General features: G+C 43.3%; 22 protein-coding genes. All 22 read right to left on the bottom strand.

The genetic code is table 11. The annotated features are described in order from the left end of the window. Window positions 1-165: 165 nt before the first annotated feature. On the bottom strand, window positions 166-1,161 hold the full coding sequence (dusB, locus tag FWJ32_RS08605) for a tRNA dihydrouridine synthase DusB (protein WP_149545549.1): 996 nt from the start codon (window positions 1,159-1,161) through the stop codon (window positions 166-168). Then, window positions 1,154-2,128, bottom strand: coding sequence for a biotin--[acetyl-CoA-carboxylase] ligase (locus FWJ32_RS08610; RefSeq protein WP_149545550.1), 975 nt, complete (start codon window positions 2,126-2,128; stop codon window positions 1,154-1,156). Before FWJ32_RS08610 ends, dusB begins: the two co-directional genes overlap by 8 nt. Window positions 2,129-2,186: 58 nt before the next feature. Then, the gene (locus FWJ32_RS08615) at window positions 2,187-3,359 is read right to left on the bottom strand and encodes a sodium ion-translocating decarboxylase subunit beta (protein WP_162523573.1); all 1,173 of its coding nucleotides are present in this window, start codon (window positions 3,357-3,359) and stop codon (window positions 2,187-2,189) included. Window positions 3,360-3,370: 11 nt separating this feature from the next. Next, window positions 3,371-3,769: a biotin/lipoyl-containing protein gene (locus FWJ32_RS08620; RefSeq protein ID WP_149545551.1), complete on the bottom strand. Its 399-nt coding sequence runs from the start codon at window positions 3,767-3,769 to the stop codon at window positions 3,371-3,373. Window positions 3,770-3,774: 5 nt separating this feature from the next. Next, window positions 3,775-4,104, bottom strand: coding sequence for an OadG family protein (locus FWJ32_RS08625; RefSeq protein ID WP_162523574.1), 330 nt, complete (start codon window positions 4,102-4,104; stop codon window positions 3,775-3,777). Between the two features lie 12 nt (window positions 4,105-4,116). Continuing rightward, window positions 4,117-5,667, bottom strand: coding sequence for an acyl-CoA carboxylase subunit beta (locus FWJ32_RS08630; RefSeq protein WP_149545553.1), 1,551 nt, complete (start codon window positions 5,665-5,667; stop codon window positions 4,117-4,119). A gap of 15 nt (window positions 5,668-5,682) precedes the next feature. Continuing rightward, complete coding sequence (mce, locus tag FWJ32_RS08635) at window positions 5,683-6,084, bottom strand: methylmalonyl-CoA epimerase (RefSeq protein ID WP_149545554.1); 402 nt, start codon at window positions 6,082-6,084, stop codon at window positions 5,683-5,685. 141 nt (window positions 6,085-6,225) lie between these two features. Beyond that, window positions 6,226-7,170, bottom strand: coding sequence for a methylmalonyl Co-A mutase-associated GTPase MeaB (gene meaB, locus FWJ32_RS08640; protein ID WP_203227642.1), 945 nt, complete (start codon window positions 7,168-7,170; stop codon window positions 6,226-6,228). After that, window positions 7,170-7,571, bottom strand: a complete 402-nt coding sequence (locus FWJ32_RS08645; protein ID WP_149545556.1) for a cobalamin B12-binding domain-containing protein — start codon at window positions 7,569-7,571, stop codon at window positions 7,170-7,172. Before FWJ32_RS08645 ends, meaB begins: the two co-directional genes overlap by 1 nt. A gap of 14 nt (window positions 7,572-7,585) precedes the next feature. Beyond that, complete coding sequence (locus FWJ32_RS08650; protein ID WP_149545557.1) at window positions 7,586-9,265, bottom strand: acyl-CoA mutase large subunit family protein; 1,680 nt, start codon at window positions 9,263-9,265, stop codon at window positions 7,586-7,588. A 185-nt stretch (window positions 9,266-9,450) separates the two neighbouring features. Next, window positions 9,451-9,720, bottom strand: a complete 270-nt coding sequence (locus tag FWJ32_RS13500) for a sugar phosphate isomerase family (protein ID WP_275266286.1) — start codon at window positions 9,718-9,720, stop codon at window positions 9,451-9,453. 215 nt (window positions 9,721-9,935) lie between these two features. Next, complete coding sequence (locus FWJ32_RS08660; protein ID WP_149545558.1) at window positions 9,936-10,787, bottom strand: dihydropteroate synthase; 852 nt, start codon at window positions 10,785-10,787, stop codon at window positions 9,936-9,938. A gap of 12 nt (window positions 10,788-10,799) precedes the next feature. Next, window positions 10,800-11,792: a two-component system sensor histidine kinase NtrB gene (locus FWJ32_RS08665; protein WP_162523575.1), complete on the bottom strand. Its 993-nt coding sequence runs from the start codon at window positions 11,790-11,792 to the stop codon at window positions 10,800-10,802. A 22-nt stretch (window positions 11,793-11,814) separates the two neighbouring features. Beyond that, entirely contained in the window at window positions 11,815-12,213 is a 399-nt protein-coding gene (locus tag FWJ32_RS08670; protein ID WP_149545560.1) for a thioesterase family protein, read from the bottom strand. A gap of 128 nt (window positions 12,214-12,341) precedes the next feature. Beyond that, window positions 12,342-14,147 (bottom strand): ATP-dependent zinc metalloprotease FtsH, encoded by a 1,806-nt coding sequence (gene ftsH / locus FWJ32_RS08675; RefSeq protein ID WP_149545561.1) that lies wholly within the window; start codon window positions 14,145-14,147, stop codon window positions 12,342-12,344. Window positions 14,148-14,294: 147 nt separating this feature from the next. Beyond that, a complete protein-coding gene (gene hpt / locus FWJ32_RS08680; RefSeq protein WP_149545562.1) occupies window positions 14,295-14,834 on the bottom strand; it encodes a hypoxanthine phosphoribosyltransferase in 540 nt (179 codons plus the stop codon). Between the two features lie 64 nt (window positions 14,835-14,898). Beyond that, window positions 14,899-16,287, bottom strand: coding sequence for a tRNA lysidine(34) synthetase TilS (tilS, locus tag FWJ32_RS08685; RefSeq protein WP_149545563.1), 1,389 nt, complete (start codon window positions 16,285-16,287; stop codon window positions 14,899-14,901). 12 nt (window positions 16,288-16,299) lie between these two features. Next, window positions 16,300-17,166 (bottom strand): protein kinase domain-containing protein, encoded by an 867-nt coding sequence (locus FWJ32_RS08690; RefSeq protein WP_149545564.1) that lies wholly within the window; start codon window positions 17,164-17,166, stop codon window positions 16,300-16,302. A 6-nt stretch (window positions 17,167-17,172) separates the two neighbouring features. Continuing rightward, complete coding sequence (locus tag FWJ32_RS08695) at window positions 17,173-17,874, bottom strand: vWA domain-containing protein (RefSeq protein WP_149545565.1); 702 nt, start codon at window positions 17,872-17,874, stop codon at window positions 17,173-17,175. Window positions 17,875-17,940: 66 nt separating this feature from the next. Continuing rightward, window positions 17,941-20,271 carry a stage II sporulation protein E gene (gene spoIIE / locus FWJ32_RS08700; protein ID WP_149545566.1) on the bottom strand — a complete coding sequence of 777 codons (2,331 nt, stop codon included), beginning with the start codon at window positions 20,269-20,271 and terminating at the stop codon, window positions 17,941-17,943. A 124-nt stretch (window positions 20,272-20,395) separates the two neighbouring features. Continuing rightward, window positions 20,396-22,048 (bottom strand): cobalamin B12-binding domain-containing protein, encoded by a 1,653-nt coding sequence (locus FWJ32_RS08705; protein WP_149545567.1) that lies wholly within the window; start codon window positions 22,046-22,048, stop codon window positions 20,396-20,398. Next, on the bottom strand, window positions 22,045-23,145 hold the full coding sequence (locus tag FWJ32_RS08710; protein ID WP_149545568.1) for an NAD/NADP-dependent octopine/nopaline dehydrogenase family protein: 1,101 nt from the start codon (window positions 23,143-23,145) through the stop codon (window positions 22,045-22,047). Before FWJ32_RS08710 ends, FWJ32_RS08705 begins: the two co-directional genes overlap by 4 nt. Window position 23,146 lies beyond the last annotated feature (1 nt).

Raw genomic sequence — 23,146 nt, forward strand, 5'->3', positions numbered from 1 at the left:
TTTGTGCTCATAATACCTGCATGTATATATTGTAAATCTTTCCTTGTGGAAAATCAAGAATGATCTTGCAGTCAGTCACTTGTGTATGCCGGCAAAATCCTGGCACCTGTGCTGCTACCAGACAACCTTATGACATAGCCATGCAGACAGGTTGCTGCATCTGATTCAATGATATATTGAAGATAGCTCCGCCTTATAATCTAGCAGCCTTTCCAGCATCTCGCTCATGGACTCAATCCTGTTTATTTCATCTCTCATGGCTCTTGCTCCATTGAGGCCTCTTATATATTCGCTAATTATTTTACGCATCTCCCTTACAGCTTTTCCTTCCCCTTTGATGGACCCTTCCAGTTTGAGATGATATACAGCCATATCAATCTTCTCAACCGGTGAAGGCAAAGGTGGCAGCATATTACTCTCCAAAAATGTGTTTACCCTTTTAAATATCCAGGGGTTCCCTATGGCTCCCCTGCCAATCATTACAGCATCGCATCCTGTATATTCCATCATTCTTAACGCATCTTCCGGTTCGGCCACGTCACCGTTTCCTATCACAGGGATCCCAACGGCCTCTTTAACTTTTTTTATTATATCCCAGTCGGCCTTCCCGGAATAGAACTGATCCCTTGTCCTTCCATGGAGAGCTACAGCCTTTACTCCACACTCCTCAGCAATAGATGCAATCTCTTCCGCATTTACATGCCACTCATCCCATCCCTTTCTTATCTTGACTGTCACAGGTTTTACAGACACGCTGACCACAGCCTTGAGTATCTCCCTGACCAGCACAGGATCTTTCATCAATGCAGTCCCATCGCCATTGCTTGTTATTTTCTTCACAGGACACCCCATGTTTATATCTATAATACAAAATGGAGAATCATTTAGAAGTTGCACGCTTTGGGCCATTACTTCCGGCTCATGGCCAAAGATCTGTACCGCAACCATACCCTCTCTTGCATCATAGTCAAGCAGGCTTCTTGTATTTTTATGTCCATACACCAACGCCTTTGATGAAATCATTTCAGTATATTTTAAGGCGCAGCCCATCTGGTTGACTATTATTCTGTAAGCCTGGTCAGTCACGCCGGCCATGGGTGCAAGAAAAATCCTACCATTTAGTTTAACATCCCCTATTGCAAGTATATTATCATCATGCATACCCCATAACCCCCCTTACACTGACATCTCCTGCCTGCGCCTCAGTTAATTCACCGTCATCATGTTCTATAAGCAGCGCCCCGGATGGTAATATATCCACTGCTGTACCCGTATATTCCATACGACCATTTATTACCCTTACCTTCCTGCCTATGGTGGCAGACATACTTTTTACTTCTGAAATAAATCCATTGTAGTCTCCACCCTTATATGCAGTATATATTATCTCTATTTCCTTCAGTATTGACGCCAGAAGCTCCGGTCTATAGAACTCTTCTCCGCTCTCTAAATACAGGGATGTGGCTATGCTACTTATCTCTCCAGGAATACGCCTGTTATTAACATTTAAGCCAAAGCCGGTAATTACATAATGAACAGCATCCATCTCTGCAGCCATTTCTGTGAGTATGCCGCATACCTTCTTGCCATTGACCACTATATCATTGGGCCATTTTATGAGTGGATTTATGCCCCGTTTTTGCAGGGCTCGGGCTATGCCAAGGCCAATAAGCTGGGTAAGTTTTGGTATCTCGCTTATGGGAACAGATGGCTTTAAAATAATGCTGCAGTATATCCCTTCAAATTTAGGCGAGTACCATCCCCTGGATATCCTTCCCCTACCTGATACCTGTTCTTCAGCCACCACTATAGTGCCCTCATCACAGTTACCTATGGCCAGGCCTTTAGCCACCTCATTGGTAGACCCTATGGAATCATAGTATACTATTTCCCTCCCCAGTACATCGGTCTTGAGGTAAAATCCGACAAGGTCAGGCAGAAGCAGGTCTGGGGCCTGCTGCAACATATATCCGTTTTTTGTCTCCGCCTTTATATCAAAGCCTCTTTCCCTGAGGGCATTTATCCTCTTCCATACTGCCGTCCTGGTTATCCCGAGGATAGAACTCAACTCTTCTCCAGAGATATATTTACCACGTTTTTCCATCAAAATCTCCAGCAGTTTATCCATTGGATCACCTTTAATATATAATAATAGGGTATCTATATAGATACCCTATTATTATATATTAACCTCCATATATTGACAAGAAGACTCCTGCTGCTACCGCAGTGCCTATAACTCCTGCAACATTAGGACCCATAGCATGCATGAGTATGAAGTTGCCCGGCCTTTCCTGCTGAGCCACCACCTGTGATACCCTTGCCGCCATTGGTACGGCTGAGACACCAGCCGAGCCTATGAGCGGGTTAATCTTACCACCAGATATATAGTTCATGACCTTTCCCAATATCACTCCACCAGCAGTGGATACCCCAAAAGCAACGAGACCCAGAACTACTATATATAAGGTACGGGTATTTAAGAAAGTCTGGGCATTGGTTGTGGCACCGACGGATGTACCAAGAAATATGACTATTATATTATTCAGCTCATTCTGTGCTGTTTTAGAAAGCCTTTCCACTACACCGCTCTCTCTGAAGAGGTTTCCAAGCATGAGCATTCCTATCAGCGGGGCAGCAGGAGGAAGAATCAAGGAAACTACTATCGTGACTACTATTGGGAAGATTATCCTTTCTGTCTTTGAAACCGGCCTGAGCTGTTTCATCATTATTTGTCTTTCCTTTTTGGTTGTAAGTGCTCGCATGATGGGCGGCTGTATTATAGGCACTAAGGCCATATATGAGTATGCAGCAACCGCCACTGTTCCAAGAAGTTCGGGAGCCAGTTTGGTGGCTAAGTAAATGGTTGTAGGTCCATCAGCACCACCTATTATGCCAATGACGGCTGCCTGCTTTGGAGTAAAACCCAAAAGGCCTGCAGCAACATTATAGGTTATAAAAACACCCAGCTGGGCAGCAGCTCCCATCAATACCGAAAGGGGATTGGCTATCATTGGCCCAAAGTCCGTCATGGCCCCTACCCCTAAGAATATAAGTGGTGGAAATATCCCAAGAGCATCACCCTGATACAGGTAATACAGCAGTCCTCCCGGCTGGGTCATGACCTGAGTACCATCTGCAGAGGTTTGATATACAGGCGGACTCATCAACCCTGCCAGAGGCAAATTGGCAAGAAGCATACCAAAGGCAATAGGTAAGAGCAGCAAAGGCTCGTACCTTTTTACCACTGCCAGATATATAAGGAAACATGCTACACCAATCATGATCAACTCGCCAATGGTCATGGCCTTGAATCCAGTACTCTCATACAGGTCTATGAATATTTTAGTTATTGACATTTAAACCCCTCCTACGAGAGCTCAACAAGCGGATCCCCGGTATTGACGGAAGCTCCCTTTTGGACATATATCGCTTTGACTTTCCCATCGGACGGGGCTATTATCTCATTTTCCATCTTCATGGCTTCCAGTATCATAAGCACCTGTCCTTTCTCTACCTCGTCTCCCTCTTTAATCTTAACATCCAGTATGGTTCCTGGCATTGGAGATGCTATCGCTCCCGGCGCTGCAGCAGGTTTCGGTGACTGCGGCCTTGGCTGAGGGGCTGCAGGTTTTGGCGTAACAGGCGATGTAGGTGTTACAGCCGGTTGTGATGTAGGGACATATGACGGCTTCTCTAAATCACCTGCCAGTTCTTCCACCTCTACCTCGTATGTATTCCCATTTACGGTGACCCTGTACTTTTTCATCATTATTACCTCCCCGATATTCTATTAATCTGCTCTTGTCTTGCCATCCTTCCCCATGCAGGAGAAGTATCAGGTATCCTTACTATATTTCTCACTACAAACCTCATACCCGGATTTGAACTGGCTATAGCGGCAGCAATTACTGCGACCAGTTCTTCATCATTAGCCTTCTCTTTTTCCAGGTTATTTATCGCCGAAACCTCCTTTACCGTTTCCTTCTCCGGTTCCTTATAAAATACATATTTAAAACCCATTATGATGAGTGCCAGAAGAATCAGTACGCCAAACACAACACCCATACCAACAATGGTAACCATCAGTAACTCGCTTCCCACCATATCACCCCTTTACACAGGCATATTGCCGTGCTTTTTGGCTGGTCTTGTCTCTCTTTTACTCCTGAGCATCTCAAGGCTCTGCGCAATATACTGCCTGGTAAACCTGGGTTCAATAACGTCATCTACATATCCTCTGGCAGCAGCTTTATACGGATTGGCAAACTTCTCCCTGTATTCTTCTATCTTCTGTCTCCTTGTCTCTGCAGGATCTTCTGATTCCTCTATTTCCTTTTTAAATACTATGTTGGCTGCACCATCAGGTCCCATGACTGCTATCTCAGCTGTAGGCCACGCAAATACAGCATCAGCTCCCAAATGCCTTGAGCACATGGCGATATATGCTCCCCCATATGCTTTCCTGGTTATCACTGTAATCTTTGGCACAGTCGCCTCTGAATAGGCATACAGCAGTTTTGCACCATGTCTTTCTATTCCACCATATTCCTGATTTGTACCCGGCAGGTAACCCGGTACGTCAACAAAATTGACTAAAGGGATGTTAAAAGCGTCACATGTCCTTACAAACCTTGCAGCCTTATCTGATGCGTCTATGTCAAGGCTTCCGGCAAGGAAATTGGGTTGATTGGCTATTATGCCCACACTCCTGCCGCCTATCCTGGCATAGCAGGTGATTATATTTCTTGCGTAGCCAGCCATTACCTCCATGAATTCTCCGTTGTCCACCACCGCTGATATAACTTCCTTCATATCATATGCCTTGTTCGGATTATCCGGTATTATGCTGTCCAGCACCTCTGCCACCCTGTTTACATCATCTCCTGTATTTTTCAAGGGTGCCTCTTCCAGGTTATTTGATGGCAGATAGCTGAGTAGCATCCTTATTTGATCTAAACATTCTCTGTCATCAGACGCCACAAAATGGGCAACACCGCTCTTTGAGCTGTGAGTTAAAGCTCCACCTAATTCTTCTTGTGTAACATCCTCACCCGTTACTGCTTTTACCACTTGAGGCCCCGTTATAAATATCTGACTGGAACCATTTACCATAAACACAAAATCGGTGAGAGCAGGGGAATAAACAGCACCACCTGCGCACGGACCCATTATAGCTGATATCTGCGGAATAACTCCTGATGCTATAGTATTCCGATAGAATATCTCTCCATAACCAGAGAGAGCGTCCACACCCTCCTGTATCCTGGCACCCCCTGAATCATTGAGGCCAACCAAAGGGGCCCCCATCTTAAGTGCCATGTCCATAACCTTACAAATCTTTTTGGCATGATACTCTCCCAATGACCCACCCATAGCAGTAAAGTCCTGGGCAAAGACATAAACCAGCCTGCCGTCTACCGTGCCATATCCTGTAACCACGCCCTCTCCGGGGATCTCAGTCCTGTCCATATCAAACTCTGTGCTTCTGTGTTCTACAAAAGTATCTATCTCCACAAAACTGTCCTTATCAAGAAAATATTCTATCCTCTCCCTGGCTGTCATCTTTCCCTTCTTGTGCTGTGACTCTATCCTTTTCGGTCCTCCACCAAGATACACCTTTTCTCTTCTTTTCATGAGGTCATCAATAAGTTCACTTACTTTCATCACCATACCTCCAGTCTATTTTCTCTCACAGAGTTCAAGCAAAACCCCATGTGTACTTTTGGGATGCAGGAAAGCAATCTTAGCCCCACCGGCTCCCTTTCTTGGCCTTTCATCAATAAGCCTCACTCCCTTATCTCTCATCTCCTCCAGTGCCTTCTCAATATCATCGACACGCAGAGCTATATGCTGCATACCCTCTCCATTTTTCTCAATGAACTTTGCGATAGGGCCATCCTCAGATGTTGACTCTAATAGCTCAATTTCTGAGTTGCCCAAGGGAAGAAATGCAGTTTTAACATGCTGTCCCTCTATGACCTCTGTCCCAGTGCATTTTATCCCCAGAGTATCCTCATAAAATTTAAGCACCTCATCAAGATTTTTAACCGCAATTCCTATATGGTCAATTTTCTGAATCATTTCCATATCTCTCCTCTGATTAATATAATATGGGCATCTGTTCACAATCAGTAGAGTTTCTTGCTGGTCTTAGGAAATATACTCTGGCTTTAACCATGTTTCATTCATATTAGATGTTATAATGTCAATATATAATTACAGCTATCTACAGCCCCCAATCCTTGTCTGCTTTATTATATCGGTAGAGGCACTGTATGGGTCCAATTCTCTCTTTGCTACCTTATCTACAATTCCCATAAGATCCTCTTTTGACAGCCCTGACATAATTTCTGCCATAATATTTTGCGTTAAAAGTTCTAAGAGCTCATTCTTAATATTTTCTCTCCTTTTATTATCAAAAATCCCTGAGTCTTTGAGATATCGCATATGTTCATCTATTGCATACAGGACATCTTCTATGCCCTTGTTGTCCTGTGCCACGGTCAAAATAACCCTTGGCCTCCATGAGGACCTTTCATTCAGGTCCAGCATGGCTTCAATCTCACGGGATGTCTTTTCAGCACCTTCCCTGTCAGCCTTATTGACTACAAATATATCGCCAATCTCCATTATACCTGCTTTCATTGCCTGTATATCATCTCCAAGGCCAGGTGCCAAAACCATTACGGTGGTATCCGCAGTTCCGGCAATCTCAACCTCGGACTGTCCGACACCTACAGTTTCAATAAATATATAGTCCATACCAAATATGTCCATTGCCCGTATTGCAGCTCTTGTCCCTTTAGAAAGTCCACCAAGGTGTCCCCTTGACCCCATGCTGCGGATAAAAATATTGGGGTCGGTAAACAACTCCTGCATCCTTATACGGTCACCCAGTATTGCCCCTCCGGTATACGGACTTGTTGGATCACAGGCTACTATGCCTATCTTTTTGCCCATCTTGCTGTATGCTTTAGCCAGCTTAGCTGTCAATGTGCTTTTGCCTGCGCCAGGCAGACCGGTAATTCCTATTAAATAAGCATTGCCGGTCCTATAATACATTTCTTTAATAACCTCTGTAGCCTCTGGTCTATTATTTTCAGCCATGGTGATAAGCTTAGCCAGTGCAAGTCTGTCCCCTTCAAGTATTCTTTTTTTTATATCCATTATGCCTCAACCCTGACATGAGCCTTTATGAATTCTATAGATTCAGAGGTTGGCGTACCTGGCGTAAATATCTCAGCAATACCCTGTGATTTGAGATAGGGGATATCCTCCTGCGGTATTACACCTCCACCAATAACCAGTTTGTCCCCCGCACCTCTCTCCTTCAAAAGCTGTACTACCTTGGGCAGCAGTGTATTATGTGCACCAGATAATATACTCAGGGCAACCACATCTACATCCTCCTGAATTGCAGCCTCAACAATCTGCTCTGGAGTCTGACGCAGGCCGGTGTATATAACCTCCATACCTGCATCCCTGAATGCCCTTGCTATGACCTTAGCACCCCTATCATGGCCGTCCAACCCTGGTTTTGCAACCAAAACCCTTATAGGCCTGTCCATGGTCTTCCCCCTCCTTATAATATAACTGATTCCTGATATACACCAAAGACTTCTCTTAAAACATCACATATTTCACCAAGGGTAGCATAAGACTTTACCGCATCTATAAGGTATGGCATAATATTTTCCTCTCCTTTGGCGGCTTTTTCCACGCCGGCAAGTACTTCCTTCACCCTATTATTGTCTCTCTCTCTTCTGAGTTTGGCAAGCCTTGCCTTCTGTTTTTCTGCAACCGCCGGGTTAACCCTCAAAATGTTCTTTGGAGGTTCTTCCTCTATCTGAAATTTATTCATTCCAACGACCACTATTTCCCCAGACTCTACAGCCTTTTGATACTCATAGGCCGCATCCTGTATCTCCCTCTGGATATATCCCTTTTCAATAGCCTTAGGCGCACCGCCCAACTCATCAATCTTCTTTATATACTCCATAGCCTTTTTTTCTATATCATCAGTGAGAGCCTCCACATAGTATGAGCCGGCCAGTGGGTCGACTGTATCGGCTACACCGCTCTCATAGGCTATAATCTGCTGTGTCCTTAAGGCTATCCTGACTGAATCCTCAGTAGGAAGTGACAGAGCCTCATCCCTTGAGTTGGTATGCAGCGACTGCGTGCCACCCAAGACAGCTTCTAAGGCCTGCAGGGTTACCCTTACTATATTGTTGTCAGGTTGCTGCGCAGTCAGGGTAGAACCACCTGTCTGAGTGTGAAACCTCAGTTGCCAGGATTTTGGATTCTTTGCGTTGAATCTTTCCCTCATTATCTTGGCCCATAGTCGCCTGGCCGCTCTAAACTTAGCTACTTCCTGGAACAGGTTGTTATGGGCATTGAAGAAGAATGATAGCCGTGGAGCAAACTCGTCTACATCAAGCCCCGCCTTTATAGCTGCATCCACATAGGCTATACCATCTGCCAGTGTAAAGGCCACCTCCTGCACTGCTGTGGCTCCAGCCTCCCTTATATGGTAACCGCTTATACTTATTGTGTTCCATTTGGGTACATTTTTCGAGCAGAATTCAAATATGTCAGTTATAAGCCTCATGGATGGGCCAGGCGGAAATATATATGTTCCTCTTGCCACGTATTCCTTCAATATATCATTCTGTATGGTGCCATCCAGCTTATCCATTGATACACCCTGCTTTTCTGCCACTGCTATATACATGGCTAATAATATCGCTGCAGGAGCGTTTATGGTCATAGATGTGCTTACCCTATCCAAAGGTATACCATCAAAAAGTATCTCCATATCAGCAAGAGATGATATGGCGACACCTACCCTGCCTACCTCACCTTCAGCCAAGGGATGGTCAGAGTCATATCCAATCTGCGTAGGAAGGTCAAATGCTATACTAAGTCCGGTCTGTCCTTGCGAGAGCAGGTACTTATATCGGGCATTAGATTCTTCGGCATCACCAAAGCCAGCATACTGTCTCATTGTCCAGAATCTGCCCCTATAGAGGGTTGGCTGCACACCTCTAGTGTACGGGTATTCACCAGGGAAGCCAAGGTCATTCATATAGTCCATGTCCTTTATGTCCTCAGGGGTGTATATCCTCTTTACCTCTATTCCTGAGTCTGTCTGAAACCTGACTTTCCTCTCGGGGAAATGGGATATGGTCTTTTGTACGAACTTTTCTTCCCATTCCTCACGGGCCTTTTTAATTTCCTTTACCTTATCCTCATCAAACATATATAAACCTCCCTTATTTTATTTTCATAGAACCCGTCTCTTGAAACCTTATGTGCCAGGATAGGGCTTTGTTCAGCAGCATTGGGGTGTGGACACCTCCGCCCTCTTTTAATGCTCTATTGACTACGCTGCCAGCGCCCGACTGTAAGGGTAACAGGTTTTCGGGTATACTTCCACGTTTCACCTCAGACGTCCACATTGACTAAAGGTATAGGTTTCCTATATAGTTGGGCCTCAGGATATACATCATCCATACCTTCCAATGAAAGTGGTTGGCTCAGATTTATCTCTATCATGACCTTCTCTGCCATCTTTGCAAAAGTCGGGGAATTACTCAGCGAGGTGGATGAGACAATATTTCCCTCCTCTATTATGGCCACTGCTTCTATTATAGCAAAATCCATCTTACCAAGAAAGCCATATCTCAACATTTGTGGTGCATGGCTCAAATGGATGTCGTGGTATGGCCTTTAGATGACCTGATGGTGTAAGACCATCTGAAATAAAAAAAACGGCTTCCAAGGTTTTCACCCAGTGAAAGCCGTATATTTATCCACTTTATGAGATAAAATATCTTTTTATCTTAGTAGATAAATGGCAACAAGCTACCTTCTCTTTTGCAATGATATATATTTGACAATGTTATAAAATCCCTTCTCTATTACTTAAATTATATCATAAAAAAATTTGCTCCCTTTGCACTTGCATATCCACACACAAAAGCAGAGTTTTTTAAACACCTAAGGTCAATCATTATTGGAAGCCCAAGCAGTTTTAATTCATCAATCATCTGCATTATTAATTTGTCGTCTTCAGGATTTTTATTTATACCTATCCCCGGTGAAAACATAAGCCTGCTATGTTCAAGCCCAAGTTGATAGGCAACGTCCATAAGCTTTTCTACATATCTTTTTATTTCTTTTATTACATCCTTAATATATCCCAAATCATAAACAACACACAGACTATCATTCTGTTTTACAATAGTCTCAATATCATTATGCTGAAACTCTGACGCCTTTATTATAAAAAGAGCATTATATATTTTTTCTACTGTTTCGTATGCGTCTTTCCCCAACACAATATCACAATCTTCTCCACCTATGAAATAAGTCCTGTCACTTTCAAAAAATCTGTCTCCAATATAAAAGCTGCTTTTTCTCTGATACATAAACAGGAGCTTATTGATAGTTTTCAGTATATCAGGTATATCAAAAAATGGCTGGGCATTAAGCTTCTTGACAAGCTTTTTGAACTGGCTCAATGTCCCCATGATAAGTATATCGGTCTTATCTATTATGCAGCTTACAGCACCTCTTGCCACAGCCACCTCTCCACCTGCAGAGAGCATCTCCTGCTTTATTATATTAGCGGCCGGGGCCTTTACTCCTTCAAAATACATATTTATATGTAATGCCTTGGGGGCCATTATATTTATTGACACCCTGTCTGCGCCCAGCCCCTTTATAATCTCCTTAGCCTCATCTATGTCTTCTATTTTTATTATGGTGCCATTTAGCATTTGACATCCCCTTCAATCCTCCGGAGGCAGTAACACGGTAAATATACTCCCCCTGCCTACCTTGCTTCTCACCCGTATCTTGCAGTTATATTTCCTGAGCAAGGCGTCGGTTATGGCCAGGCCATATCCCGTACCTCTTGCCTTTGTTGTGAAATTTGGCAAAAATATCTTGTCTTTAATATCCTTAGGAATGCCACACCCGTTGTCAGCAATCCTGATGCGGATCATTCCGTTTGTGAGTTCATCAGTGTAAATATATATAATACCGGTTTTGTTCATAGCTTCTATAGCATTCTGAAGAAGGTTAAGGCAAACTCGCTGCAACACTCCAGGATCAATCATAGCCTTCTTGATATCCTTAAAACATGTTTTTATAATATGCTCCCCATTTAATATAATAGTAAGTTTTTTGGTAAGATTTGTAAGTATATCGACGACATCAGCCCATCTGATATCATCCCCTGAGAACCTATTAATCCGCATAAAACCATTTGTAAGATTTACGGCCTTTTCCACCTCTTCCATCATGAGGTCCACGTACTCGCCTTCTCCAGTATATCTTGCCCTAAAAAGCTGAAAAAATCCTTTGATTATCGTCAGAGAGTTTTTAATCTCGTGGGCAAGGGTATTCGCATATAGTCCCTTTACATTCAATTCCTCAATCTCCTGCATCCTCTCCAGGTTGATATTAAAAAACTCTGTACTCACAAATACAAACACATATTCACTATTAAAGGAATTATCAAGTGAGACACGTATCACCAAAAATCTCCTATCCCTGTATTCTTTATACTTAAATTGGAAGTCGTCTTTCATTAAGTCAGAGTCAGACAGCAAAAATTCTTCGATCTTGCACTTTAAACTGTCTTCTGCAGGGTCTAAATCAAACAGTTTATACAAATTGCAGGAGAAGCGTACAAATTTGCTCTCTGCATTATATATTACGTATCCTGTGTTATCGTAAAAGTGGGACACATAGAGCAGGTCCACATCATTCTTACCCAAAACTTGCACCACCATTCTATCATTACAATTTTTTAGCTTCACACCTTTCGAGAAATGTTTTTAGTTCTACAATAAACCTCTCATGGATACCTTTTGCAATAAGTTCTTTTTCATCATAGGCCTCAACTGTAAAGACCAGCCTATGCCCACTGAACTCTTCAAGTACTGCATTCACCCTTACCCTCATACCTACAGGGGTAGCCTTTAAATGCTGAATATCTATCTTTGTACCAACAGTCACATATCCTACTGGTAGATGCATGTCCACCGCAGCCATCGCTGCATTTTCCATCAGGGCAACTACACGAGGTGTAGCTAACACCTTCACAGCCCCGCTGCCATAGTTGTCTGCAGTGTCCTTATCAGTAACCAATGTTTCAATTGTACCTTCAAGTCCTGTTTTTATGTTATTTAAATCCACTTTATCCCTCCTCACACATTTCTATTATATAACAAAATTTATTTATGGTATATACAAATATTACGCAGTATTGTATTAACACAATTTCATAAAAGAATAAAATAAAAAACAGGGTCTCATACCCTGCCCTATGCACTGGCAAACAGCTCTTCAAACTCATCTTTATTCAGTTTTTCTCTTTCAATTAATGCCCTGGCAACTGAGTGCAGTTTATTTATATTATCCTTTAACAGAGTTTCAGCTTTTTTGTAGCACTCTTCAATTATTCTTCTTATTTCCCTATCTATAGAGGCAGCAACCTCTTCACTGTAGTTGCGCTGCCTGCCAAAGTCCTTGCCAATAAATACTTCATCTTTCTCTGAGCCATAGACCATCGGGCCCAGGTTCTCACTCATGCCATATTCTGTGACCATCTTCCTGACAAGAGACGTAGCCCGCTCCAGGTCATTCTCAGCTCCTGTAGATATGTCATGCAGGACAATGTTCTCTGCCACTCTTCCACCCAACAGGTGTATTACCTCATCAATCATCTCAGATTTTGACATGAAATACTTGTCCTCTTCTGGTAGTATCATGGTGTATCCACCAGCCCTGCCTCTTGGTATTATAGATACCTCATGAACCGGTGCCGTATTGGGAAGGAGTTTTGCAAGAACTGCGTGTCCAGCCTCATGATATGCAACCAGCCTCTTATCCTTTTCACTCATCACCCTGCTCTTTTTCTCAGGTCCTGCTATAACCCTGGTCATTGCCTCTTCAAGTTCTTCCATGCCAATGGCTTTTTTGCCCCGTCTGGCCGCCAAAAGAGCGCCCTCATTCATCATATTCTCCAAATCTGCACCAGTAAAACCGGGTGTCATTCGTGCCAACGTCCCAAAGTCTACCTCAGGAACAATTGGTTTGCCTCTTGCATGAACCTTCAGTATCTGTTCCCTTCCCTTCACATCTGGAAGGCCAACAACTATCTGCCTGTCAAAGCGGCCTGGCCTCAAGAGTGCCGGGTCCAGTATGTCAGGCCTGTTAGTCGCCGCAATAACTATGATACCCTCATTGGTAGTAAAACCGTCCATCTCCACAAGCAGCTGGTTTAATGTCTGTTCTCTCTCATCATGGCCGCCGCCAAGTCCTGCACCTCTATGCCTGCCAACAGCATCTATTTCATCAATAAAGACGATACATGGAGAGTTCTTCTTGGCTTGGTCAAAAAGGTCTCTTACCCTGGCAGCGCCAACACCTACAAACATTTCCACAAAGTCAGAACCGCTTATGCTAAAAAACGGTACCCCGGCTTCTCCGGCCACAGCCTTTGCCAGTAGAGTCTTACCCGTGCCTGGGGGACCTACAAGCAGTACACCTTTGGGTATCCTTGCCCCCAGTTCCATAAATCTGCGTGGCTGTTTTAAAAACTCCACAACCTCCTGAAGCTCCGCCTTCTCCTCATCAGCACCGGCCACGTCGTCAAAGGTTACCCTTTTCGTCTGGTCCGTCTGCATCCTGGCCCTGCTCTTACCAAAAGACATCACTCTGCTGCCTCCACCTTGAGACTGCTGCATAATAAGAAACCAGAAGACAACAAATATCACAATCATAAATATTGTTGGGAGCATCTGAATCCACCATGGCGGATTTGTATTCTTGGGTTCAACATATTTTATCTGACCGCTGACAATATAGGGCTGTATAAACTGATCAAAGCTCTCTTCATTTATTATATTTGACTGAAAAGAAGTACCATTTTTAAGTTCGCCACTGACCATATTACCCGATATGGTTATACTGCTTACATTATTGCTGTTTATCTCTCTTATGAGACGAGCATAATCAAAGTTTTCAACCTGTGAAGTCTGCATACCGTACATGCTGACTATAGCGTATATGGCAATGATAATCAATATATAAAAACTTACATCCCTAAAAATTTTATTCAAAATCATGCCTCCTTTAAAAACCAAACTTATGGCACAACAATTAATTTTAGCACATTTAATATTAAAAAACAATAAAGCTGATTTTATTTGTCTATTCAAAGGCTGTCTTATAATATTACCTCGGTATCAGTTGATTTAACCTTAGAGCAAAGGTTAAAACTTATAGACCTCAGGTTTTAATATCCCAATATAAGGCAGATTTCTGTATTTTTCAGCAAAATCCAGTCCATAGCCAACAACAAAAAGGTCATCTATAACAAAACCGGTATAATCTACCGGTACCTCCACCCTTCTCTTCTTTGGCTTGTCCAGTAGGCTGCATATACCCAAGCTGGCAGGCTTCCTATCCAGCAATACCTTTCTCAGGTAGCTCAAAGTAAGGCCACTATCGATTACATCCTCTACAATAAGTATATCCTTCCCCTCAATACTGTAGTCCAAGTCTTTTATAATCCTTACCACTCCTGAAGATGTGGTTGACAGCCCATAACTTGACACTGCCATGAAATCCATTGATAATGGAAGCTCTATCGCTCTGGAGAGGTCTGCCAAGAACATCATAGCCCCCTTCAGTATGCAGAGCAGCATTAGATTTTTTCCCTTATAATCCCTGGTAATCTTCTGGCCAAGTTCACTCACCTTAGCCTTAATTTCATCTTCAGTTATTAATATTTTTTCTATATCCTCATGCACTGTAGCTCACACCTTTCTCGGCTGTTTTAGTATACTAAGTCTGTTATAGCAAACAGATACATCCTTAGCCCGCCCTTATATCATTACTAAACACTATCCTCAGGACATTTTTTGTCTCTCTATCCACTTTATATCTCTCACTTAGCCTCACCCCTGCTGCCCATACCACCTCGTCCCCATCAACAATAAGGGGGATATGGTCTCTCTTTTCCTTGGGTATCTTATTGTCAATGAAAAGCTCCTTCAGTTTTTTTGTACCTGTCATACCCAGCGGTGCTATCCTGTCTCCCGGCCTCCTGTTGCGCACGGCCAGGCCATTTTTGACCTTGTCAAAGTCAATATAGGCAGTGAGACGATTGTGTTCGAACTCAACCTCATCCCTTACCAGAAGCTCGGTCTTCAATACTGTACCAATCTCAGGGATAAAGACCTCTCGGCCGGGCTCTATCTCATAATAAAACATGCCAACCTTTTCTGTCGAACTGTTTCTGAATATTATTTTACCATAGCTGACCTCAACAACCAAACCATCAGGAAGATCCACACTGCTACCAGTTTGACATTTTAAAGCCAGCTTTACCACATCCTCAACATTTTTTAACCCTAGATTAAGATAATTACCCTTTACAAGCTTAACAGCATACCTGATAACCCTGTTTCTTATTGAAATCGGTAATCTCAAAAGATTTTGTATTTCTACAGTCACCCTGCCATCCTCATAATTTACAAAATCATTTAAAAACTTGAGCACAATATCCTCAAAAAATTCCTCATCCTCGCGAAGCAGGGTAGCCGTCCTTGCAATAGAGTCTACCACATCAGGGTTAATCTCCTCCATAGCTGGCAAAATTCTCAATCTGACCCTGTTCCTGTCGTACACAGCCTCATAATTTGTGGCATCAATCCTCGGCTCAATACCTTGCAATGAGAGATATTCTTCAATCTCACTTCTGCTAACCTCTATAAGCGGCCTTATAATCTTACCATTTACAGGCCTTATTCCCACAAGTCCAGTGGTACCGCTCCCCCTTATCAAATGCAGGAGAAATGTCTCCGCCAAGTCATTCTTATTATGGGCTACAGCAATTCTGTTTGCCTGTTTCTTTAAAGCTATCTCATTAAAAAACTCATATCTTACATTTCTTCCAACCAGCTCAGAGGAAAGGCCTGTCTTTTTAACAATCTCTGGCACATTGACCCTGCGCACAAAAAATGGCAGACCCAGGGTGCCGGCAATTTTCTCCACAAAAATGGCATCCTCATCCGCCTCAGTCCCCCTTATGCCATGATTAACATGAGCAACATACAGATTTAAGTCGAATGTCTCTTTAAGACTGTACAGGATGTATAAAAGGCAAAGTGAGTCAGGACCACCTGAGACTCCCACTACAACTCCATCACCTTTTTCCAGCATATTATATTTTTTTATGGTGGCGATTACCTTGTCTTCCATAAAAGTCAGCCCTCATAACACATATAATATTACACACACAAGAAAAATCAAGCTTGCCACTAAAATGATATTAATATAAAGGTCAAGGCAGTCTGCCTGAGCAACCTCAGCCAAGCCACACAGCATTGTAAGTCTTTCCCTTGTTTCGGCCAGGCCAGCATGGCCTTTAAAAACATCACTCATAATACCATACAGTCTTGATGGGATAATACCAGATAACTTCCTCAAAATCAGGTCAATACCCCGCCTGTTAAATGAATACATATGAACCGGTATTAGAAGATTTGCTATAAACATCATTATCTCAAAAGCTGCATACCCATCGTCAGCCCGTCTGACGCCACAATCCCAGAATGCCCTGTCATAGACAGAAGTATATTCTCTCACCATACCACCAACCTCAGAAAGGCTTCCAAGGTCTATAAGGCGTAAAATACCATTTTTAGTGTCCAGCATCAGGTTTTCAGGCTTTAAGTCTGTATATACATACCCCATCTTGAAAAACTCAGTAAAAATCTCTGCTATAAGGACGGCTATGCTGATTACAGTCCTTAAATCCAGCTTCCTTAATCTTATTATCTCAGCCAGGTTTTGCCCCTCTATATATTCTAATATTATATAGTGTTGTCTCTCATTATTCAATATAAAATCATCGATTTCATATGCTTCAGGCAAAAATTTTTTGTTTGTATTTTTAATAAATCTGTATTCCCGTGTAAGGCTTATTACATCGCTGCTGGCCTTAAGACAGTATTTCTTTTTATCCTTTAAAACAAGATAGGCAGCACCTATACCTCCCCTGCCAAGCGGTTTTATTATGGTATATGTGCTGCCACTCCAGAGCCCCGTTATCTTCTGTCCCGACCTCATAATTTCCATGACTGCCTACACCAAACTCTCATAGGCCAGCGGTTTATCCTTAATAAGTTCTGCTGCAAACTCAATGGCTGAGGCAGTAGGTGTACCTCCACCTGTCACTACCTCCATTACAATACTCTCCAGTTCGTCAATATCACTGGTAAAACCTTTCAACAGGTATGCCCCGTTTCTTTCTGATGGATAGCATATCACAGCAATCTGGGTCTCACCCTTCCTGGCTCCCAGTGACTTCAACAATTCTATAACTCCCCTTTTAGCTTCATCAATCTTATCTGCCATGCTTCCACTGGCGTCGATGACCACGGCCACCTTGAGATTTGTCTCATCGGTGAGCCTGTTAATAAAGTCCACCACCTGAAATCTAAGTTCAGGATGTATCTCGTCTATGCCTTTTTTTAAGACCTCCTTAAGTTCTCTGTCAACCACCTCGGTCAGGGTACCGGCAACAGACCTCATAGTGGCAGAGGTAAGGGTTTTCCCCAATTCGCTTATCCTTATGAGGTCATGCACTCCTCCACCTGCCCTTGCAATGCCCTTAATCTCTTTTAATGCCCTGTTGCTGCAGACGTTATCATCCACAACCCCTATGGCATTTATTATTATCCCGTCCTTATGGACGTTTCCGGCAACTATACAGGGGTCCGGTCCAATATTGGAACACCCGTCTGTCACTATATTTATCAGTCTCATCGTCATGTTAGCAGACATAAAGATTCCTCCTTAATTTATGGTTTTATATCATTCATTATTTCCATAATAAGGAGGAAATATTCATTATCCCCAGATTCTGGAAACCAATATGGTCATATCATCACCGGGTTTCCCTTTATTGAGCACCTGCTTCATCAGCTTCTCGGCCATTTCCTGAGGATTGCTGGTATCTATACCCTTTATAATCCCCTGTATTATGTCTTCCTTGTCTTCTCCATCTATACAGTCGATAACCCCATCTGTCATCATAACAAGCATATCCCCCTCATTTAAAATCCTCTTTACGGGCAATATAGAAATTTCGTCCAGAGCTCCTGCTGGAAGGTTTTCATTTTTAACTGTATCTACAGAGTTTTTCCTCTTTATATAACTTACAGGAGCACCCATTTTAAAAGCCTCTACCTTCCCAGAATACCTGTCTATTATTGAAATATCCATGGTGGTATACATATCATCATGAGACTTTAAATTAAGTATAGAATTTATTGACTTTATCGTTATATCCTCTGTAAATCCAGAATTTAAAAATTTCTCTAAAAGTCCAACCGCCGTGCTGCTTATTATTCCAGCCTCTTTGCCTGTACCCATGCCGTCACCTATGGCCACGAGGTATCTGCCTCCTGAAAGTTCACTGAATATAAAGTTATCACCATTGCCGCTGTGTTCTTTTGCTATATGCGCTACACCTGTAGTGACGTTGTACCTTTCTCTTTCCACCAAGTGTATGGTACATGAGTTTTCCTTTCCGTCCAGTCTGCATACATCGTCCTTCCTCCTGTATCTCTTGCCCATAACCCTTGATACAACAGGTTCAATTATTTTAGAACATTCGGCCTTACCAAAACAGGCCACCCTTTTTATAAAGACCTCATCGCTGCCGCTGTCGTTCTGCAGTACTATGACCTCTTCAGGAGTTATACCATCTTTATCCAATTCAACAAAAATCTCTTCCTCCAGATCCTCGCGGAAATGGTCGTGGGTCTTTATGGAGTCTGCCATGTTGCTTACAATTCGGCTTAAATCCTTCAGTTGCTCTGAAACAATCATCTGACTCTTATTAAGCCGCTTCTGCCACATGGAGTTTAACATGTAAAAATCATAGAGGTTGTTGATTTCCTTTATCATAGTATTTACGTGGATGCACCTGTTTTGTGGGACATCCTCGGCAGTAACCTCTCCCTTGAGCTCAAGAAGGGTTATCATGTCAAATATAAACTGATAGGTATAATAGAAATCCCTGCCCCAGCACTGATTACGTTTGATGCAGGACTCGCACACCTCATCTGCAGCCCGTGCTATAACCCTTGATATATCTTGTCTAACCATTACCGAGTTTCTTGCTCCGTCAAATACTGAAGCCAGCTCACTCATAACGCCAGACATGTCCTTAAGCCTGGTAAAGACAATATCCCTGGTCTTATGCATTAATTTTCTGCTGGATTTAAATCTCTCTATACTCCTGTTAAGGTACAAACTTAAGGCTTTAATCATGCTCCGCGGTATCAAAAGACAGATGAAGCCGGAAAGCAAAAGCTCCTTTAAATAGATGGACATGACATATCCTGCTAATTTGTCCAATATAAAGTAGGAAATAACAAGGCTGCTTACAGAACCTATTATGCCAAGGCTGCTGAATGCCCCAGCCAAGAGCCCTGCAAGCGAGAATAACAGCCCTGTTGAGGATGTCGCAGACCCTGTGATCTGTGTGACAACTGCCATCAGCACGCCAACTGCAGCCCCTGCCCCAAGCCCGCCAGTGTAAGCTATTATGGTAAGCCCTGACATCGCCACAATCATCCAGAGTGAAAGTCCATATACCCGGATATCCTTCAGGCTTGTAATAATAAGCCCATAGGTAATGCCTAAGGATATAATCTCCTCTTTGCTGAGATACTTCCTTGATGTGGAGCCCTGTACTATATCCAGTGCATTGTCAAAGACAAATACCGTAGAAAACACAATTACAGATTCCAGCACCACTAATATCAGGTCATACATTATGCGTCCTGTTAAAAAATACATCACCAGGCCTACTGTAAATACCGCAGATGCGGTAATCAAGGCCCTTACATTGGCTTTTGCTACGGGCTTTAAAAAATATAAAAGGGCAGCAACGACTGCATAAGTTACTATATATCTTATGGTATTCGGAAACATGCCTGAACTGAGAAGCCCCAAAATGCAGAAGGCAGAGATGACTATGTTCGTTCTGTTCCTGCCTGTAATACTGCCTATATAGGCCAGGCCAAAGGGAAAACTTCCATAAAACACCCCGACCCTGCCTATAAAAAATCCCATTATTGAGAGAAGCACAAATTTTTCTATAAAACTCCTAAGTTTGAATGTACCCTTCACAGTATCTGAAGCATTTCTTTCAACATTATCAGCATACATACCAATCCCTCCATAGAAAGATTATACCAATTTATGGAAGGATAATTTGTAAATATTTGGTACAAGAATGCATATAAATTATGACAAAAAAAGACACACCCGCATGGTGTGTCTTTTTTGCCGGTTATGCCGGCACCCTTTCAGTGCTATTGAGTATCCTGTCAAGCCTTTCCCTCTCAGCAAGGACCCTGCCATCCTTTTCGTCATAGGCATATAGAGCTCCATTGATAAGCCTTGTGGCAAGGGTACCATTGGCCATACTGTTTCCCTTAAGATGGGGGGCATCCAGGATCCCCATTTTTATAGCCCTGGCTATCACTATAGGGTCAGCAAGAGGGTCTTTTGAGCCTTGCCCTACGGCCTTGACAGCATCAATTATTGCAAGGGCATCGGCCACCAGTTCGTCCTTGCGCCTCATTATTTCTCCATCGGCGGTGACATCAGGAGCTCCCTGCATATGGTTCTTTACAACACCTCTCACCAGTTTTGCGCTCTCTATCACATCCTCTGGAGTTGCAGCATGGTGAGCCTCACAAAATCCCACCACATGATAGATATGGGGTTTTATAGCCATAGCTGTATAGCATGATGCGGCAAGCTGCCCCTTGGCCATGTAAAGGTCGGTGGGGAAGCTGGCCAGGCCCGCTCTTGCCTGCCTGTAGGTTATAAAGTCATCATCATGGAGTGATTCCACCAGTTCAATAGCTGCAAGCATTTTTGCTATATCCATCCTTGGAGACTCGTTGGGAGGAAGGTTAAACATATACTGGGCAACATAGTGCCTTACACCCATCTTTTTGGCATTGTATGCCGCAAGGTATGAGGCTGCCACATATATGGCATCGTGGGCATCCCTCAAACCCCAGTGGTGGGCCTCATTAACCTCTACAGGCACTCCCCTCTCTCCATGCCATCTCATGAGCTGTTGATTTTCTGCTATAGAGGTTACAAGGTCCCTCGGTCCCCTGCCATCCAGCCGGTTATACCAGCAGAGGGGGATGGCTGCCCAGGCATTGTGTATGGTATCTAAAAGCATCTTTGCCATTTCAAATACATTATTGGTACCGCTGTAGCATCTTAATAGAGGATAGTTCCCTGTTCTTGAATTTTCATACAATGCCTTGAAATCTTCCGCAGTACGTAGGGGTGCTCCTCCTGCCCCATCAAGGTCATGGTCCATTTTTTCAGGCTCAAAGAAGTGTTCCTGGGCATTTTGGTCGGGGGCAATGGATATGACATCAACCACCTTTGACTCGGCAATCTTTCTCACACCCTCAATGGTCGCCCCAAGGTCAGGAAGCCCAAAATGGTGTCTTATTACAGGGAATGGATATTTGCTTTCTATCCTGCCTATCAGGCTTTGAGGATAAATCTCATTCTTTTCCCTGTTATCCTCTATGCCCTTCAGATACATGATGGTATCATCCATGTCCCCCGACCCATCAAATATTTTTTCAAATATCCTGTACTGCCTTGCAACATCGGCCGTTGGCTCAGTACCTCCAAATACCCATTTTATATCCTTGAGCCTGTATCTCTCTATTCCAGAATCTATTTTATCGAGTAACGGTTTTAATGCAGATGGTGTAAGCCTGTAGCTTATGCCTACCATGTACGGGCTGTGCTCAATTGCGGCCTCAATGATCCTTTCTGGCGCCACGGCAGGCCCCATAAACATGGTATCGTAACCCTGTTCCTCGGCTAACTTCAGGAAGTTCATAATACCTGCTACATGGACGTCGTTGCCAAGTGCGGCTGCTATTATTAGCCTCTTCATAACGACACCTCCTTCTCATAAGCAAAGTTACCTTCAGCATATGCCAGTATCTCGTCTTTTGTTAACCCATCTAAACCCAATCTTCTGGCATTTCTTCCGTTCTCCCAGTAGTCTATGCCGTGCATACAGGATGCCAGTTGTATTACAGACTTGATTGTGGGCGTATCCACACCCACCTCATTGCCAAGAGAGGCAATAGGCACAAGGCTGTTTGGGACATCCTCAAATATATACCTTGTGTTCACGGTTGCTGGTGCCTTTATACCCTTATAAGCCCTTGTGTTCTGGATGGCCTCATAGAGTGTCTTCCCCTTGGCTCCGTATGTCTCTTCCAACCATTTTTTTGCTGAAGGCAATTTTATGCCCAGCGCCCTTGCCACTCGAAGCCTCTCCATATCTATCCTCTCCAAAACAGTAGCCACTGAGGGGGATACACCTTCAAGATAATATTCAAAACCGTCATTATCAGCCTCTATTCTGCCTGTATTAAGCAGTGTGGGTGCCGGGTGAAATACTGCCCCAATGTTATTAAGACTCGTCTCCAGCACATTTTTGGCAGGCACAAACTGCGGATATGCCTTATTTATCATCTTTACGGTAGGCCAGACCATAAATGAAGGTATTGTGGCAAAGAACACGATGTTTTTTACACTGTTAATCCTTATAGTCCCTGGCTCTTTCTCTCTGCAGGCATAAATAAGGGTCTCTGCCTCTCCTATAGTTACTCTTCTGTCCATGTTAAGCTGCCTTAAGATATTGTTAAACTCAAGAGCCCCTCCTGTCCTTCCCGGGTTTAATACAATCACCTGACCGTCTTTAAGGTAAGGGATTACGGCATAAGCAATATCCCTGTGCCCTGAGGCAGGCACCGTAACCATTATAATGTCTGCATCCTTTACCGCTTCCCTTATATCAGAGGTAAGGTCCGGTGTTCCAAAACCCTCTACCTCTCCCTCTAAGGTTATGCCTCCCCTTTGCCTTAACCTCTCTATCTTCTCTGGAGACCTGTTATATAGGGTTACGTCAAAGCCCATGATAGAGAGGTGCGCAGCCATAGCCTGGCCGCCGTTTCCAGCACCAATTACTGCAAACTTCATA

Origin of the sequence: Calorimonas adulescens (genome assembly GCF_008274215.1) — a bacterium.
GTDB lineage: Bacteria > Bacillota > Thermoanaerobacteria > Thermoanaerobacterales > UBA4877 > Calorimonas > Calorimonas adulescens.

Coding starts and splice junctions, on each gene's coding strand:
- dusB (WP_149545549.1), bottom strand. CDS start 1,161: ATGCATGATGATAATATACTTGCAATAGGGGATGTTAAACTAAATGGT.
- FWJ32_RS08610 (WP_149545550.1), bottom strand. CDS start 2,128: ATGGATAAACTGCTGGAGATTTTGATGGAAAAACGTGGTAAATATATC.
- FWJ32_RS08615 (WP_162523573.1), bottom strand. CDS start 3,359: ATGTCAATAACTAAAATATTCATAGACCTGTATGAGAGTACTGGATTC.
- FWJ32_RS08620 (WP_149545551.1), bottom strand. CDS start 3,769: ATGAAAAAGTACAGGGTCACCGTAAATGGGAATACATACGAGGTAGAG.
- FWJ32_RS08630 (WP_149545553.1), bottom strand. CDS start 5,667: ATGAAAGTAAGTGAACTTATTGATGACCTCATGAAAAGAAGAGAAAAG.
- mce (WP_149545554.1), bottom strand. CDS start 6,084: ATGATTCAGAAAATTGACCATATAGGAATTGCGGTTAAAAATCTTGAT.
- meaB (WP_203227642.1), bottom strand. CDS start 7,170: ATGGATATAAAAAAAAGAATACTTGAAGGGGACAGACTTGCACTGGCT.
- FWJ32_RS08645 (WP_149545556.1), bottom strand. CDS start 7,571: ATGGACAGGCCTATAAGGGTTTTGGTTGCAAAACCAGGGTTGGACGGC.
- FWJ32_RS08650 (WP_149545557.1), bottom strand. CDS start 9,265: ATGTTTGATGAGGATAAGGTAAAGGAAATTAAAAAGGCCCGTGAGGAA.
- FWJ32_RS08660 (WP_149545558.1), bottom strand. CDS start 10,787: ATGCTAAATGGCACCATAATAAAAATAGAAGACATAGATGAGGCTAAG.
- ftsH (WP_149545561.1), bottom strand. CDS start 14,147: ATGATTTTGAATAAAATTTTTAGGGATGTAAGTTTTTATATATTGATT.
- tilS (WP_149545563.1), bottom strand. CDS start 16,287: ATGGAAGACAAGGTAATCGCCACCATAAAAAAATATAATATGCTGGAA.
- FWJ32_RS08690 (WP_149545564.1), bottom strand. CDS start 17,166: ATGGAAATTATGAGGTCGGGACAGAAGATAACGGGGCTCTGGAGTGGC.
- FWJ32_RS08695 (WP_149545565.1), bottom strand. CDS start 17,874: ATGTCTGCTAACATGACGATGAGACTGATAAATATAGTGACAGACGGG.
- spoIIE (WP_149545566.1), bottom strand. CDS start 20,271: ATGTATGCTGATAATGTTGAAAGAAATGCTTCAGATACTGTGAAGGGT.
- FWJ32_RS08705 (WP_149545567.1), bottom strand. CDS start 22,048: ATGAAGAGGCTAATAATAGCAGCCGCACTTGGCAACGACGTCCATGTA.
- FWJ32_RS08710 (WP_149545568.1), bottom strand. CDS start 23,145: ATGAAGTTTGCAGTAATTGGTGCTGGAAACGGCGGCCAGGCTATGGCT.